The 14807-nt window shown below is 53.5% G+C and carries 17 protein-coding genes; 5 read left to right on the top strand and 12 right to left on the bottom strand.

Going from position 1 to position 14807, the window contains the following annotated elements; translation table 11 throughout:
• Positions 1-46: 46 nt before the first annotated feature.
• Positions 47-1801 (top strand): sulfite reductase subunit alpha, encoded by a 1755-nt coding sequence (locus tag PSSD_RS12120; protein WP_039327453.1) that lies wholly within the window; start codon positions 47-49, stop codon positions 1799-1801.
• A gap of 134 nt (positions 1802-1935) precedes the next feature.
• On the opposite strand, the gene sspB is transcribed toward PSSD_RS12120, so the two are convergent.
• The 5 genes from sspB to zapE all read right to left on the bottom strand — a co-directional run bounded on the left by sspB (position 1936) and on the right by zapE (position 5594).
• On the bottom strand, positions 1936-2421 hold the full coding sequence (gene sspB, locus PSSD_RS12115) for a ClpXP protease specificity-enhancing factor (RefSeq protein ID WP_039327451.1): 486 nt from the start codon (positions 2419-2421) through the stop codon (positions 1936-1938).
• Positions 2422-2424: 3 nt separating this feature from the next.
• Positions 2425-3066: a stringent starvation protein SspA gene (gene sspA, locus PSSD_RS12110; RefSeq protein ID WP_039327450.1), complete on the bottom strand. Its 642-nt coding sequence runs from the start codon at positions 3064-3066 to the stop codon at positions 2425-2427.
• A 326-nt stretch (positions 3067-3392) separates the two neighbouring features.
• On the bottom strand, positions 3393-3785 hold the full coding sequence (gene rpsI, locus PSSD_RS12105) for a 30S ribosomal protein S9 (protein ID WP_034826648.1): 393 nt from the start codon (positions 3783-3785) through the stop codon (positions 3393-3395).
• Positions 3786-3800: 15 nt separating this feature from the next.
• Positions 3801-4229 (bottom strand): 50S ribosomal protein L13, encoded by a 429-nt coding sequence (gene rplM / locus PSSD_RS12100; protein WP_039327446.1) that lies wholly within the window; start codon positions 4227-4229, stop codon positions 3801-3803.
• Between the two features lie 237 nt (positions 4230-4466).
• On the bottom strand, positions 4467-5594 hold the full coding sequence (gene zapE / locus PSSD_RS12095; protein WP_058972406.1) for a cell division protein ZapE: 1128 nt from the start codon (positions 5592-5594) through the stop codon (positions 4467-4469).
• 184 nt (positions 5595-5778) lie between these two features.
• Here zapE and zapG point away from each other — a divergent pair, with 184 nt between their 5' ends.
• From zapG to degS, 3 genes are all read left to right on the top strand, one after another.
• Entirely contained in the window at positions 5779-6183 is a 405-nt protein-coding gene (gene zapG / locus PSSD_RS12090) for a Z-ring associated protein ZapG (protein ID WP_039327442.1), read from the top strand.
• 102 nt (positions 6184-6285) lie between these two features.
• Positions 6286-7656: a serine endoprotease DegQ gene (degQ, locus tag PSSD_RS12085; protein WP_039327440.1), complete on the top strand. Its 1371-nt coding sequence runs from the start codon at positions 6286-6288 to the stop codon at positions 7654-7656.
• Positions 7657-7742: 86 nt separating this feature from the next.
• A complete protein-coding gene (gene degS, locus PSSD_RS12080) occupies positions 7743-8822 on the top strand; it encodes an outer membrane-stress sensor serine endopeptidase DegS (RefSeq protein ID WP_039327438.1) in 1080 nt (359 codons plus the stop codon).
• Between the two features lie 23 nt (positions 8823-8845).
• Here degS and epmA read toward each other — a convergent pair whose 3' ends face one another.
• From epmA to efp, 4 genes are all read right to left on the bottom strand, one after another.
• Positions 8846-9823, bottom strand: a complete 978-nt coding sequence (epmA, locus tag PSSD_RS12075) for an elongation factor P--(R)-beta-lysine ligase (RefSeq protein ID WP_058972405.1) — start codon at positions 9821-9823, stop codon at positions 8846-8848.
• Positions 9824-9980: 157 nt separating this feature from the next.
• On the bottom strand, positions 9981-10115 hold the full coding sequence (locus PSSD_RS12070) for an entericidin A/B family lipoprotein (protein WP_058972404.1): 135 nt from the start codon (positions 10113-10115) through the stop codon (positions 9981-9983).
• Positions 10116-10220: 105 nt separating this feature from the next.
• Positions 10221-10355: an entericidin A/B family lipoprotein gene (locus PSSD_RS12065; protein WP_039327661.1), complete on the bottom strand. Its 135-nt coding sequence runs from the start codon at positions 10353-10355 to the stop codon at positions 10221-10223.
• Between the two features lie 56 nt (positions 10356-10411).
• Positions 10412-10978: an elongation factor P gene (efp, locus tag PSSD_RS12060; protein ID WP_039327432.1), complete on the bottom strand. Its 567-nt coding sequence runs from the start codon at positions 10976-10978 to the stop codon at positions 10412-10414.
• A 41-nt stretch (positions 10979-11019) separates the two neighbouring features.
• Between efp and epmB the strand changes: the two genes are divergently transcribed.
• Positions 11020-12048 carry an EF-P beta-lysylation protein EpmB gene (epmB, locus tag PSSD_RS12055; RefSeq protein ID WP_058972403.1) on the top strand — a complete coding sequence of 343 codons (1029 nt, stop codon included), beginning with the start codon at positions 11020-11022 and terminating at the stop codon, positions 12046-12048.
• 43 nt (positions 12049-12091) lie between these two features.
• Here the strand turns inward: epmB and PSSD_RS12050 are convergent, their stop codons facing one another.
• The 3 genes from PSSD_RS12050 to PSSD_RS12040 form a co-directional block, all read right to left on the bottom strand.
• A complete protein-coding gene (locus tag PSSD_RS12050; RefSeq protein ID WP_039327428.1) occupies positions 12092-12439 on the bottom strand; it encodes a DUF4156 domain-containing protein in 348 nt (115 codons plus the stop codon).
• 314 nt (positions 12440-12753) lie between these two features.
• Positions 12754-14406, bottom strand: a complete 1653-nt coding sequence (gene groL, locus PSSD_RS12045; RefSeq protein ID WP_039327426.1) for a chaperonin GroEL — start codon at positions 14404-14406, stop codon at positions 12754-12756.
• 45 nt (positions 14407-14451) lie between these two features.
• On the bottom strand, positions 14452-14745 hold the full coding sequence (locus PSSD_RS12040) for a co-chaperone GroES (RefSeq protein WP_021507766.1): 294 nt from the start codon (positions 14743-14745) through the stop codon (positions 14452-14454).
• Between the last annotated feature and the right edge of the window lie 62 nt (positions 14746-14807).

The following is a 14807-nucleotide window of genomic DNA, read 5'->3' as shown; positions in this document are numbered from 1 at the left end:
TGTATATTGACTGAACATCACGAGACGGGTTTGAGTACAGATATCCATGAAGATTCCTTACATTCCTGAAGATGCGCCCTTTAACGGCGAACAGAAATATTGGCTGGCGGGTTTTCTCGCCGGCCTCCACTCGCGCCTGTTGGTATTAGAAGATAAGCAGACTGCCCCTGCGGCCGGTGGCGCCACCAATACGCAGTTGCACATTCTGTTCGGTTCGCAAACCGGCAACGCAGAAGCGCTGGCACAGACCGCTGCCAAAGCCGCGCGTGCCAAAGGTTTGGTTCCTGTGGTTCAGGCCTTGGGCGAAGTCGATTTGGATGTGTTTGCGACCATGCGCCATGTGCTGATCGTGACCTCAACCTACGGCGAAGGCGAAATGCCGGACAATGCACAGCTGTTCTGGCAGGCGCTTTCTGCCAGCACCGCGCCCCGTCTGGAGCAGATGCACTTTGCCATCCTGGCAATTGGCGATACCGGCTACGACGGCTTCTGCCAGGCAGGTAAGTTCTTCGACATGCGTCTGGAACAGTTGGGCGCGAAACGCGTCTTTGACCGCATCGATTGCGATATCGACTACGAAGAGCCATCCAGTGCATGGATTGGCGATGCGATGCCACAGTTTGCGGCCAGTGCAGGCAGCAGCGGCACGGTGTTAGAAAGCGCGCCTGAAGCCCCTGTGATCCCAGGTAGCAACAAACAGAACCCTTATGCCGCCGCACTGGCGACCAATAAGCGTCTGTCTGGCGAGTCTTCAGCGAAAGATATTCGTCACTTCGAATTCGACCTGACCGACAGTGGCCTGAAGTACGAAGCCGGTGATGCGCTGGGCGTGATCCCCGTCAACGACGCTGAGCTGGTGACTCTGCTGCTGAGTGAGCTGAAAGCCGATTACGAAACGCCGGTACCGGGCTTTGACCGCAACCTCGGCGATCTGCTGACCTATCAGTTCGAGATCTCTGAGCCGTCACGCAAGCTGATCGAGTGGGTTGGACAGCACACCGCGAATCAGGAACTGCTGCACGTGTTGCAGCACGATGATAAAGACACCCTGGCGAACTGGCTGTGGGGCAAAGACACCCTGGACCTGCTGCAGCTGGAGCTGAAGCGTAATCTGTCCGTGCCGGAATTGGTTGCGATGCTGCGTCCGCTGCAACACCGCGCGTACTCCATCTCTTCCAGCTCGAAGACTCATCCAAATCAGGTGCATCTGACCATTGCTTCTGTGCGCTATCACAGCGGCGGCCGTGAGCGTAAGGGTGTGTGCTCCACTTACCTGGCTGAGCGTGTGCGTCGTGGCGAGAAGCCAGCGATCTTCATTTCGCCGAACAAAGCGTTCCGCGTCCCAGCGAATGGCAATGCGCCACTGATCATGGTTGGCCCAGGTACCGGTATCGCTCCGTTCCGCGCCTTCCTGCAAGAGCGTCAGTCAACTGGTGCAGACGGTAAAAACTGGTTGTTCTTTGGCGACCAGCATCAGGAACACGATTACATCTACGAAGATGAATTGAGTGGCTGGCAGCAGAGTGGCCTGTTGACGCACCTCGACCTGGCGTTCTCACGCGATCAGGAAGAGAAGATTTACGTGCAGAACCGCATGCTGGAAAAAGGCGCCGAGCTGTATGCCTGGCTGCAAGAAGGGGCTTACTTCTATGTGTGTGGCGATGCCTCACGCATGGCGAAAGATGTCGACGCTGCGCTGTATGAAGTGGTACGCCAGTTTGGTGGCCTCTCCAGTGAACGTGCTGCGGCTTACATCGACCAGTTGAAGAAAGATAAGCGTTATCTGCGCGACGTCTACTAAGACCCGCCGTAGCGATTTGTAGGGTGCGGCCTTCAGGCCGCCCGATGTGAGCAACGGTTGCGCCAGAACGCGCCCACACAAATGTGCAGATATAAAAAAACGGGCCAAACGGCCCGTTTTTTAATGCATGCGATTTACTTCACCACGCGTAATGAAGGACGTCCACCACGCGGTGGCGGCTCATCATCCGGCGAGTGATCATCATCAGCCGCATCGTCTGGACGATCGCCATCAATCACAGACATCATCGTCTCTTCCTGGCCGCCCTCTTGCTCGTCCGTTGCCAGCTCGTAAGCCGGTTCAGGTTCGAACATGGTACCTGCACCATTCTCTCGCGCATATATGGCGAGAACGGCTGCCATCGGGACAGAAACCTGGCGTGGAACGCCGCCGAAGCGCGCATTGAAACGCACTTCATCATTAGCGAGGTCCAGATTACCCACCGCGCGTGGCGCGATGTTCAGAACGATCTGACCATCCCGCGCATACTCCAGCGGCACCTGCACACCAGGCAGATTGATGTCGACCACCAGATGCGGCGTCAGCTGGTTGTCGAGCAACCAGTCATAAAACGCGCGCAGCAGATAGGGACGACGAGCCGTTAGTTGCGACATTTCCATACATTAGCCCCGGGCTTGCAGGCGCATTTCACGTTCCGCTTCCGTTAATGAAGCGAGGAAAGAGTCACGTTCAAATACGCGCGTCATGTAGCCTTTCAGCTCCTTAGAACCCGCGCCAAGCAGATCTACGCCCATCTGCGGCAAACGCCACAGCAGCGGTGCCAGGTAGCAATCCACCAGGCTGAACTCTTCGCTCATGAAGAATGGCGTACGTGAGAACAGCGGTGCAATCGCCAGTAACTCTTCACGCAGTTGCTTACGTGCAGCGTCTGCTTCTGCATTGTTACCGGTTTCGATGGTACGCATCAGGGTATACCAGTCCTGCTCAATGCGATGCATCATCAGACGGCTTTCGCCACGTGCAACCGGATAGACCGGCATCAGCGGTGGATGCGGGAAACGCTCATCAAGGTATTCCATGATGATGCGTGATTCATACAGCGTCAGTTCACGGTCGACCAGCGTAGGTACGGTGCGATACGGGTTGAGGTCAATCAGATCCTGTGGCAGGTTATCCGTTTCAACCTGCTCGATCTCCACGCTGACGCCCTTTTCGGCCAGTACGATACGTACTTGATGGCTAAAAATGTCAGTCGGACCCGAAAACAGCGTCATTACCGAACGTTTGTTGGCAGCGACAGCCATGAAAACCTCCAAGTTTGTTCACAAAAAGTTACTGCGAATAGCCAACCACACGGCGACTCACCGATTCATCAGATCGCACACAGCCAGCGTTCATCACATTATTCTGCCATCCCGACAGGAATAACGCGCACAACGCTCCAGCTTGCGGGCGCAAAGTGTCAGTGAGTTTACCAGATTTTAAGCAGCTTGTGGGGCAGGGATAATGATTTGCGGGCAAAATGCGGGTAAAGCTCGCGTTTTTAGCGTGAGAAAGCGTGAATGAAGGCAATAAAAAACCCGCCGAAGCGGGTTTTTTGAGCAAATCGTGTCTGCCGAAGCAGCAACAATTAACGCTTAGAGAACTGCGGACGACGACGTGCTTTACGCAGGCCGACTTTCTTACGTTCAACTTCACGTGCGTCACGGGTAACGAAGCCCGCTTTACGCAGTTCAGGACGCAGAGACTCGTCGTATTCCATCAGAGCGCGTGTGATACCGTGACGGATCGCACCAGCCTGACCAGAAATACCACCACCTTTAACAGTGATGTACAGGTCAAATTTACCAACCATATCAACCAGCTCCAGCGGCTGACGCACGACCATGCGTGCAGTCTCACGACCGAAGTATTGCTCCAGTGAGCGCTGGTTAATGACGATGTTACCGCTACCCGGCTTGATGAATACGCGAGCAGCAGAGCTTTTGCGGCGACCAGTGCCGTAGTTTTGAGTTTCAGCCATTGCCTATAATCCCGATTAAATGTCAAGAACTTGCGGTTGCTGCGCCGCGTGGTTGTGCTCGTTACCTGCGTAAACTTTCAGTTTACGGTACATAGCACGACCCAGTGGGCCTTTCGGCAGCATGCCTTTAACCGCGATTTCAATCACACGCTCAGGACGGCGCTCGATCATCTCTGCAAAGGTCGCTTGCTTGATACCACCGATGTGGCCAGTGTGGTGATAGTAAATCTTGTCAGTACGCTTGTTGCCGGTTACAGCAACTTTGTCAGCGTTCAGAACGATGATGTAATCACCGGTATCAACGTGCGGAGTGTATTCCGCTTTATGCTTACCACGCAGACGGCGCGCCAGTTCAGTCGCCAGGCGACCCAAGGTTTTGCCCGTTGCGTCAACAACATACCAGTCACGCTGTACGGTTTCTGGTTTAGCTGTAAAAGTTTTCATTGAAAAGCTTACCCAAATAAAAAGTTACACGTTGGTGAAATCCCAAACGCTAAGTAAACGAATGAGGCTCACACGACCATTTTGCCCAGCAAGCCACCCCTTCAAGTGAGTTACCGGATCACATCGGATTCTGGGAAAGAAAATCGATGCTGTAACGTGGGGTCGCAAGATTATAGAGAAGTCGAACTCAAAGATCGAACCTTTTTGCATCTAAATCCTGCGATTTCTGCCCCGCTATCAAGGCAGATGCGGCAGACGCAAATACTCTTCGCTCTGCATCTCCTGCAAACGCGATAAGCAGCGTTGATACTCAAACTTTAAGCGTGTGCCCTGATAAATTTCGAACAGTGACGTTTCCGCTGCCACAACCAATTTGACGTGGCGTTCATAGAATTCATCGACCAGCGCCAGGAAGCGCCGAGCCTGATCTTCCGTCTTGTAAATCATCACCGGCACATCATACAGCAATACGCTGTGGAAGCGGCGCGATAGCTCAATATAGTCATGCTGACTACGCCCTTCTCCGCATAATGCGAGGAAATCAATCGCCAGCACGCCTTCATTGACACCCAGCGTTGGCATCTGGCGGTGGTTAATCTCCAGAACGGGCGCATCTTCACGTGCTTTTCCTGACAGCGCGCGGAACATACGCTCCATTTCTGCGTGCGTGGCCTCGTTGAGCGGAAAATTCCACAGATGTGCCGAGGTCAGGGTACGCAGGCGATAATCGATGCCGGCATCGACATTCATCACGTCACAATGGCGCTTAATCTGCTCAATCGCGGGCAGGAAGCGAGGACGTTGCAAGCCATTGCGGTACAGGTCATCCGGTGGAATGTTTGAGGTGGCCACCAGCGAGATACCCCGCGCAAACAGCGCCTCCATCAGCGTTCCCAATAGCATCGCATCGGTAATGTCGGACACAAAAAATTCGTCGAAACAGAGAATATCGGTTTCAGCTTTAAAACGGTCAGCCACAATCAACAGCGGATCGCTGTGCCCTTGCAGCTGCGTTAACTCTTCATGGACGCGCAGCATAAAACGGTGAAAATGCAGACGCATCTTGCGTTCGCCAGGAATAGACTGAAAAAATAAATCCATCACCCAGGTTTTACCCCGCCCAACGCCGCCCCACATGTAAAGACCACGCACCGGCGTTTCGTTACTGCTTTTCTCTTTGGTCATCAGCTTAGATAAACGGCCAAACAGCCCTTTCGCTGCCGGCTCTGGCGCGGGTTTGCGCGCTATCAATCCTTGCTGAATAGCATCTAAGCGGGTTATCGCTTCGCGTTGTACGTCGTCCGGGCGAAACTCGCCCTGTGACAGCGCCTGCTCATAACGGGCAAGCGGAGATAAGGTTTGCATGGTTCTCTCAGAATCCCTGAAAAAGTCCGATTCACGGGTCGGTTGGCGAAAATTAGGCCGCACTACACTAAGCGATGCAGCCCGAGAGTTCCACTTCCAATAGATTATTGGGTATAGTGGCTGCTAATGAAGTTGAAACAGAAGCAATGCCCTACGAAGCAACGGAAATTACACGGGAGTCATTATGACCTGGGAATACGGGCTGATTGGTTTAGTGATTGGCATTATTGTCGGCGCGGTAGTGATGCGTTTTGGCAACAAAAAGCTGCGTGAGCAGCGTAGCATGCAGTATGAACTGGAAAAATCGAAGGCGGAGCTGGCAGATTATCGCGAAGAGCTCACCAACCACTTTGCTCGCAGCGCAGAGCTGCTGGACAACATGGCACATGATTATCGCCAGCTGTACCAGCATATGGCAAAAGGCTCTAACGACCTGCTGCCAAACCTGCCGGGCGAAAAGAATCCGTTTGCTTACCAACTGACGGAAGCCGAAGCGGATAACGATCAGGCACCGGTGCAAATTCCGCGTGATTATTCAGACGGCGCATCCGGTCTGCTGCGCGGTAGCGATCGCACTCCACGCAAATAATCCTTTTGGGGCACAGCTTAGCTGTGCCCTTTTTGTTTCCGAACACTTGCCCCAAACTACGGTCACACTTTTTATCCTCTTTTCGCAGTGAGAGCGTTTGCAATGAAAAAACAAGCACGACTGTTAAGCGCATTAGCCTTGAGCATTGGTATGAGTCTGGCCGCAACGCCCGGCGCAATGGCCACGCTGCCCGCACAGGTTCAGGGACAAGCACTGCCGAGTCTGGCTCCGATGCTGGAAAAAGTTCTGCCGGCGGTGGTCAGTGTGCATGTAGAAGGCACCGACAGCGGCCAGCAAGCACAGGATATTCCTGAACCTCTGAAACGCTTCTTTGGTCAGGCGCCGGGACAATCCCAACCGCAGCCGTTTGAAGGATTAGGTTCAGGCGTGATCATTGATGCCGCTAAAGGTTATGTCCTCACCAACAATCACGTGGTTAACGGTGCGGATAAAATCAGTGTGCAACTGAGCGATGGCAACGAGTATGACGCCAAGCTGATTGGTCACGATGAGCAGACCGATATCGCCCTGATTCAGATCGAAGGGGCTAAGAATCTGACACAGGTAAAAATCGCCGATTCCGATTCCCTGAAAGTCGGCGATTTTGCCGTGGCGATTGGTAACCCGTTTGGCCTGGGGCAGACAGCCACGTCCGGCATTATTTCCGCGCTGGGCCGCAGTGGTTTGAACCTCGAAGGGCTGGAAAACTTCATCCAGACCGATGCGGCGATCAACCGCGGTAACTCCGGTGGTGCGCTGGTGAACCTGAATGGTGAGCTGATTGGCATCAACACCGCCATCCTGGCCTCCAGCGGCGGCAACATTGGTATCGGCTTCGCCATCCCGAGCAATATGGCAATGAATCTTGCACAGCAGTTGATTCAGTCAGGTGAAGTGAAACGCGGGCAACTCGGTATCAAAGGCACGGAAATGACGGCGGATATCGCCAAAGCCTTTAATGTCGATGCGCAGCGTGGTGCCTTTGTTTCCGAAGTGCTGCCAAACTCTGCCGCGCAAAAAGCCGGTATCAAGGCGGGTGATATCATCACCTCGATTAACGACAAAGCGATCACCAGCTTTGCCGAACTGCGTGTCAAAGTGGGCACCACACCGCCAGGTCAGCAGGTGAAGATTGGTCTGTTGCGCCAGGGCAAACCAGTTACCGTGACCGTGACGCTGGAGCAGAGCGCGCAAACCACCGCCAGCGCCCAGCTCATGTCGCCAGCATTACAAGGTGCTACCTTGAGTGATGGAACGGCAAAAAGCGGCGATAAAGGCGTGAAAGTCGATGCCATCGAGAAGGGTACTCCGGCTGAGCAGGCTGGCTTGCAAAAAGATGATGTGATTGTCGGGGTAAACCGCGATCGCGTGACGTCGCTGGCTGAAATGCGCAAAGCGCTGGAAGGTAAACCGCCGGTGCTGGCACTGAATGTGGTGCGCGGTGACGAGAGCATTTACCTACTTATGCGTTAAACCTCGCAAACGGCGGACAAGCAGGTGTTTGTCCGCCTTTCTCATGCTATTCTGCCCTGCGATCAAACCTTTCCTGAAATAACACCATGATTCTTAAACTTTTGCGTTCTGTGGTGATGGGCCTGATCGTAGCGGGCTTACTGCTTGTTGCGATTCCTGCGCTGCGTATGGGCAGCAACGTCACCTTTGATCATGATAACAGCGATGATGAATCCCCCGTGAGCTTCAATCAAGGGGTGCGTCGTGCTGTGCCTGCGGTGGTCAATGTGTATAACCGCAGTGCTCACGGCAACAACAATCGTGGCATTACCACGCTGGGTTCCGGCGTGATCATGAACGTGAAAGGCTACATCCTGACCAATAAGCATGTGATTAATAACGCCGATCAGATTATCGTCGCGCTGCAGGATGGCCGTTTCTTTGAAGCCACTTTGGTCGGCTCAGATGCCATGACCGATCTTGCCGTGCTAAAAATCAGCGCCACAAATCTGCCGACCATTCCCATCAATGCCAAGCGTATCGCTCACATTGGTGATGTCGTGATGGCCATCGGTAACCCTTACAACCTCGGTCAGACGGTCACCCAAGGCATCATCAGCGCCACCGGGCGCGTAGGTTTGAGTTCTTCTGGCCGTCAAAACTTCCTGCAGACCGATGCGTCCATCAATCAGGGGAATTCCGGCGGTGCGCTGATCAACTCGTTGGGTGAGTTAATGGGCATCAACACGCTCACCTTTGATAAAAGTAATGACGGTGAAACGCCGGAGGGCATTGGTTTTGCCATTCCTACCGCGTTGGCGACCAAAATTATGGACAAGCTGATTCGCGACGGTCGCGTGATTCGCGGCTATATCGGGATAACCGGACGTGAACTTCCCCCGCTGCACGGCCAGGGCAGCAGCCTCGATCGCGCGCAAGGCATTATCGTCAGTGAAGTGACACCGGGAGGGCCAGCCGATCGTGCGGGCATTCAGGCTAATGATGTGCTGTTGCAGGTAAACGGCAAACCGGCCTTGTCGGCGCAGGAAACCATGGACCAGGTGGCGGAGATTCGCCCCGGGTCGGTGATTCAGGTGCAGGTGTTACGTAACGAACAGAAGATGATGTTGCCCGTGACCATTCAGGAGTTCCCGGAAGCACCGGCAACGACCACGCCACAGCAATAAGGGCGCTGATGCGCCCTTCTGATTTAACTGCGATCGACCGGGAAAGCGATCACGTCGCTCAGCGCATTCGCTTTCAACGCCAGCATAATCAAACGATCGACACCCAGCGCCACGCCTGAGCACGCAGGCATGCCGTGCGACAGCGCATCCAGTAGGTTAGTATCAATCGGATGCTGCGGCAAACCCCGCGCGGCACGGCGGCGGTTATCTTGCTCAAAACGCTGACGCTGTTCACGGCTATCGGTTAACTCCCGGAATCCGTTCGCCAACTCCACACCTTTGTAATAGACCTCGAAGCGCTCTGCGACGCGATGATCTTCGGTGCTGATTTCAGCCAGCGCCGCCTGGCTTGCCGGGAAGTGATACACGAAGCATGGCTTGTCATTGCCAATCTTCGGTTCAACCCCCAGCATAAACAGCAGCTGCAGCAGCGTATCGCGGTCATCTTCGCGGTTAGCCAGTTCACCTTCGCCCAGTTTGGTTGCCGCTTCACGCAGTTGCGCTTTATCCGCCGATAGCGGGTCGAGCTCCAGGTGACGGATAAACGCTTGCTGGTATGACAGTGACTCGGCGCTATCGCACTCCAGCACTTGCTGCATTAAATCGTCCACTTCATTCATCAGACGATACATGTCGTAGTGTGGGCGATACCACTCCAGCATGGTGAATTCTGGATTGTGATGACGTCCTGCCTCCTCATTACGGAAGCAACGTCCCATCTGGTAGATCGGGCCACTGCCCGCCGCCAGCAGACGCTTCATGTGATATTCCGGACTGGTCATCAACCAAAGATCTCGCCCTTCTGCTGCGCCAGGCCCAACAAAACGCGTCTGGAAGGGTACCAGATGGATATCGGTAATGGTCGCCTGGCTCATCGCCGGGGTATCAACCTCCAGCACGCCGCGATCGGCAAAGAAACGACGAATCTCCGCCAAAATGGCGGCGCGTTTCAACAAATTGGCAATGGGTGCGCTCGGCTGCCAGCTTGCCGTTTCGCTCATGTTGGTGACTCCGTATACAGATAAGGGGGAGAAGTCTACCCGTATTGATTAAGGCAAACAACGGCGTAACGGGGTGACAGGCGTTAACAGTGCTTTTTCAGATAAGGAAGCGTAAGAGAAAAAGCCGGTACGAAATCAGGTTTCGCACCGGTCTTCATCACTGCGTGCTGCGTTGAATGGCTTTGCCACCTGCTTCGACATCTTCCCCTACACCACGGGTGGTGTTGCAGGCAGAAAGCAGAGTTGAAAGCACCAAGACTGAGAAAATCGCGACAATACTTTTCTTTAACATAGCCATATCCTTGTTGGTTGCAGTAGAAAGTACAGCCCTTCAAGCATAGACCTGATAAGACACTTCGGCGGCTAAGCCACGGAGAAAAGGTGATGTCGTCGCAATTTATTTGTCAGCTGCGTGTGAGATCGCGCCACCCAAATGGGAGACATCTTCACCAAAGCCGTGGAAAGTGTTGCAGGCACTCAAAGCGGAGGAGACCAGCAACGCAAAAACAGCCAACTTCGCTATCTTTTTCATTTTTCTGAACTCATAGAATGAAAAAAGGCGCATCGATGATGCGCCTGATTTGACGATTATTTTACGCGAGAAACGTATTCGCCAGAGCGGGTATCCACTTTAACGACTTCGCCAATCTGCACGAACAGTGGAACTTTGATCACTGCGCCAGTCGACAGAGTAGCAGGTTTGCCGCCGGTACCTGCGGTGTCACCTTTCAGACCAGGGTCAGTTTCAGTCACTTCAGCTTCGATGAAGTTCGGTGGCTGAACCGCGATCGCTTTATCGTTCCACAGGGTAACGATACAATCAGCGTTGTCCTGCAACCATTTGGTCACGTCATCCAGCACTTTAGCTTCGATCTGATACTGCTCGAAAGACTCTGGGTGCATGAAGTAGTAGAAGTCGCCGTCATTGTAAGAGTACTGCAGCGTCATATCACGAACGTCTGCGCCTTCGGCAGAGTCAGTAGATTTGAAGGTCTTCTCAACGCGAGAACCGGTCAGCAGACGACGCATTTTCACGCGTGCAAATGCCTGGCCTTTACCCGGCTTGACGAACTCACTGGCTTCGATGGCATATGGCTCGCCTTCGAACATGATTTTAAGACCGGGACGGAAATCGTTGCTAAGATAAGTCGCCATAAAGGCCCTCTGTAAATATTGAACTGGTAATAGCCAAAAAAATGGCACACATTGTAACCCTAAATCCCCCCATCAGAGAAGATTGGTTGCAGCAACTTGCTGATGTTGTCACCGATCCTGCTGAATTACTGCAACTTTTAGCTCTCGATCATCATGCAGATTTGGCCGCAGGCCACGATGCGCGCAAGCTTTTTGCCCTACGCGTGCCTCGCGCCTTCATTCAGCGTATGACTATCGGTGATCCGCAAGACCCTCTGTTGCTGCAAGTTTTGACCAGCCGTCAGGAGTTTGTTGATGCGCCAGGTTACAGCACCGACCCGCTGGATGAACAGAGCAGCGTGGTGCCGGGTTTACTGCATAAGTATAGAAACCGTGCGCTGCTGCTGGTGAAAGGCGGTTGTGCCGTCAACTGCCGCTACTGTTTCCGCCGCCATTTCCCCTATCAGGATAACCAGGGCAATAAACGCAACTGGCAGGCTGCGATTGATTACATTGCGGAACATCCAGAACTGGATGAGATCATCTTCTCCGGTGGCGATCCGCTGATGGCGAAAGATCATGAGCTGGCGTGGCTGGTTGCCGCGCTGGAAAAAATTCCGCATCTGAAACGTTTGCGTATCCACAGCCGCTTGCCGGTGGTGATCCCTGCTCGCATCACTGAAGGATTGTGTCAGATTCTGGCTGAGACGCGCCTGCAAGTGTTAATGGTCAGTCATATCAACCACGCGCAGGAGATTGATGACGAGCTGCGCTATGGCATGCAGATGTTGAAGCGCGCGGGCGTGACGTTGCTCAATCAGAGTGTGCTGCTGCGTGGCATCAACGATGATGCGCAAGCACTGGCCAACCTGAGTAATGCGTTATTTGATGTAGGCATTCTTCCTTACTACCTGCACGTGCTGGATAAAGTGCAGGGTGCCGCCCATTTCTTTGTTTCCGACGATGAAGCCCGTGCGCTTGTGCGTCAATTGTTGACGATGGTGTCAGGCTACATGGTGCCGAAGCTGGCGCGTGAGATTGGTGGTGAACCCAGCAAAACGCCGCTGGATTTACAGCTCCGTCAGGAATAAAAAAAGCCGCATCAGCGGCTTTTTTCATATTCATTCCGTGCCATTAAGGGCACTTATACACCTGACCAGACATTTTGCTGTCAAGCGGTGCAAAAGCAGACAGCAGGTTCTGCGTTGGGCTGGTTGCACCGTAAATCACGTTGCCGCCCATTTCTGCCGCACGGTTACGCAGGTCATTGGCTGCGCCACGCAGAGAACTGCCTTCACCGCCTGAACCGCTCAACCAGTTGCTCTGTGAGCCGGTGACGTTACCCAGAAGCTGACATTGGCTGCCAGGCTGTTGGTCGACGAAGGTCACACGTTCGCCGCCTGAACTCAGTTGATTGGAGCTGCTGCAGCCCGCCAGCAGTAAAGTCCCTACCGCCAGTCCGAGCAAGAGGTTAATCCGCATTGTAATCCCCATTTATTATCATCAGTGTCGGGCGGCAGCGTAGCAGAAAAACGCACATTTTTTCTGAACATTCATTGCCACCTACCCTAAATAGTTCCAGGTGCAGAAAGGCGGCAAGGGCATGAATCCCCAAGAGCTTACTCCAGTAAGTGACTGGGGTGAATGAACGCAGCCAACGCATCTGCAGCCAGAAATATGACGGGTAAAACCCGCAATATTGCGCTCCTACTTATACCTTGTTCGCCGCCAAAAGAAAAACCCCCGACCGTTTCCAATCGAGGGTTTTTCACATGACTTAAGCAGTCAGGGGCAAATTACATCATGCCGCCCATTCCGCCCATGCCACCCATGCCGCCAGCTGCGCCTAAATCAGGTGCATCGCCTTTAGGCAGGTCGGTCACCATCGCTTCGGTGGTGATCATCAGACCGGCAACAGAAGAGGCGTACTGCAGCGCAGAACGGGTCACTTTAGTTGGGTCCAGGATACCGAAGTCGATCATGTTGCCGTACTCTTCAGTCTGCGCGTTGTAACCGTAGTTGCCGTCGCCTGCTTTCACGTTGTTAGCAACCACAGATGGCTCTTCACCGGCGTTAGACACGATCTGACGCAGTGGAGCTTCCATTGCGCGCAGCGCAACTTTGATACCCACGTTCTGATCTTCGTTCTGACCTTTCAGGCCAGATGCTGCGATTTTCGCCGCAACACGCACCAGTGCAACACCACCACCAGCAACCACGCCTTCTTCTACCGCAGCACGGGTTGCGTGCAGGGCATCTTCAACGCGCGCTTTCTTCTCTTTCATTTCAACTTCAGTGGCTGCGCCCACTTTCAGAACGGCCACGCCGCCTGCCAGTTTCGCTACGCGCTCCTGCAGTTTTTCTTTGTCGTAATCAGAGGTCGCTTCTTCGATCTGCTGACGAATCTGCGTTACGCGGCCCTGAATTGCGCCTTGATCGCCTACACCATCGATGATGGTAGAGGTATCTTTGTTGATCACAACACGCTTAGCCTGACCCAGATCTTCCAGGGTGGCTTTTTCCAGGTCCAGACCGATCTCTTCAGAAATCACGGTACCACCGGTCAGGATAGCGATATCCTGCAGCATGGCTTTACGACGGTCGCCGAAACCAGGTGCTTTAACAGCAGCCACTTTCACGATACCGCGCATGGTGTTCACCACCAGAGTCGCCAGTGCTTCGCCTTCAACATCTTCAGCGATGATCAGCAGTGGTTTACCGGCTTTCGCAACCGCTTCCAGTACTGGCAGCAGTTCACGGATGTTAGAGATTTTCTTATCAGCAAGCAGGATGTACGGTGCATCCAGTTCGATAGCGCCGGTTTCTGGCTTGTTGATGAAGTATGGAGACAGGTAGCCACGGTCAAACTGCATACCTTCAACCACGTCCAGCTCGTCTTGCAGGCCGGTGCCTTCTTCAACGGTGATAACGCCTTCTTTACCCACTTTTTCCATCGCATCAGCGATCAGGGTACCGACGGTTTCATCAGAGTTAGCAGAGATGGTGCCAACCTGTGCAATCGCTTTGGTGTCCTGGCAAGGTACAGACAGGGTTTTCAGCTCTTCAACGGCTGCAGCAACGGCTTTATCGATACCGCGCTTCAGGTCCATTGGGTTCATGCCAGCCGCAACCGCTTTCAGACCTTCGTTGACGATAGCCTGCGCCAGTACGGTTGCAGTGGTCGTACCGTCACCTGCAGCGTCGTTAGCTTTAGAGGCGACTTCTTTCACCATCTGTGCACCCATGTTTTCGAACTTGTCTTCCAGTTCGATTTCACGCGCAACAGAAACACCATCTTTGGTGATGGTCGGTGCACCAAAAGATTTATCCAGAACCACGTTACGGCCTTTCGGGCCCAGGGTAACTTTTACTGCATCTGCCAGTACATTCACGCCACGCAGCATTTTTACGCGTGCGTCATTACCGAATTTTACGTCTTTAGCTGCCATTTCAAATATCCCTTAAATTCGTTTCGTTCAGTGAATTACGCGTAATTACGCTTCGACAATCGCCAGGATGTCGCTTTCAGAGATGATCAGAACTTCTTCGTTGTCGATCTTTTCAGTTTTAGCACCGTAGCCTTCGCTGAAGATAACCAGATCGCCAACTTTCACGTCCAGTGGCTTAACATCGCCGTTTTCCAGGATGCGGCCATTGCCGACAGCCAGGACTTCACCGCGAGTGGATTTACCAGCTGCAGAGCCGGTCAGAACGATACCGCCAGCAGATTTAGCTTCAACTTCTTTACGCTTGACGATAACGCGATCGTGCAACGGACGAATTTTCATTTGGTAGCTCTCCTTTGAGAAGTCCAATCATTCATTTTGGGGTTGAACCGGACTGCATGGCT

Origin of the sequence: Type-D symbiont of Plautia stali (genome assembly GCF_001485335.1) — a bacterium.
Taxonomy (GTDB): domain Bacteria; phylum Pseudomonadota; class Gammaproteobacteria; order Enterobacterales; family Enterobacteriaceae; genus Pantoea; species Pantoea vagans_C.
This window is presented reverse-complemented; position numbering and strand designations above follow the sequence as displayed.